Origin of the sequence: Micromonospora deserti, from assembly GCF_003236335.1 — a bacterium.
GTDB classification, from domain to species: Bacteria; Actinomycetota; Actinomycetes; order Mycobacteriales; family Micromonosporaceae; genus Micromonospora; species Micromonospora deserti.
Window position 1 is genome coordinate 1 of sequence record NZ_POUB01000526.1, and the last position, 829, is coordinate 829.

Annotated in this window: 2 protein-coding genes; one reads left to right on the forward strand and one right to left on the reverse strand. The window is 73.8% G+C overall.

Features of this window, described 5'->3' with window-relative positions; translation table 11 throughout:
- Positions 1 to 172, reverse strand: a 172-nt coding sequence (locus C1I99_RS31725; RefSeq protein ID WP_146604115.1) for a helix-turn-helix domain-containing protein, incomplete at its 3' end; no start/stop codon positions are given.
- 71 nt (positions 173 to 243) lie between these two features.
- Between C1I99_RS31725 and C1I99_RS31730 the strand changes: the two genes are divergently transcribed.
- A partial coding sequence (locus C1I99_RS31730) for an EamA family transporter (protein ID WP_146604116.1) occupies positions 244 to 829 on the forward strand: 586 nt, incomplete at its 3' end.

Consider the following 829-nt stretch of genomic DNA (forward strand, 5'->3'; position numbering starts at 1 on the left):
CCCGCACCCCGCGCCCGCACCGCTCCAGCAGCACCGCCCCGGCCTCCCGCTCCAGCGCCGCCACCTGCTGACTCACCGCCGAAGGGGTGTAGCCCAACTCGCGGGCGGCCGCGCTGACAGAGCCGGTATCGACCACCGCCCGCAACACCTGCATGCGCCGCACATCGAGCATGTAGCGCAGCTTAACGCTCCTACCAATCCTTTCGCTTGTCTGACAGATCCCGGCCGGGCAGCCTACGAACCATGCCCACCCTCGCCCGCGCCGCCGCGCTCACCCTCCTGTGGGGCTCCGGCTTCCTCTGGACCGACCTCGCCCTCACCGGCGGCCTCGCACCCGCGCACATCGCCGTCACCCGGTGCGCCCTCGGCGCCGGCGTCCTGCTCCTGCTCGCCCGCGCCGCCGGGCAACACCTGCCCCGCGACCGCCGCACCTGGACCCACCTCACCGTGGCCGCGCTGCTCTGCAACGCCCTGCCGTTCCTACTCGTCAGCACCGGCCAACAGACCGTCGACAGCGGCGTCGCCGGCGTCATCCACGCCACCACCCCGCTGTGGTCCCTGCTGCTCGCCCTCACCCTCGGCACCGAACGCCGACCCCACCCGCTACGCCTCACCGGCCTACTGCTCGGCTTCACCGGCACCCTGCTGATCTTCGCCCCCTGGCGACCCGACAACCTCACCGCCGGCGGCGTCACCGCCCTGCTCGCCGCCGCCGCCAGCTACGCCCTCGCCTTCGCCTACATGGCCCGCCACCTCACCGGCCGCGACAACGCCCTGGCCCTGTCCGCCGCCCAACTCCTCGCCGCCACCGGCCTGACCGCCCTCACCC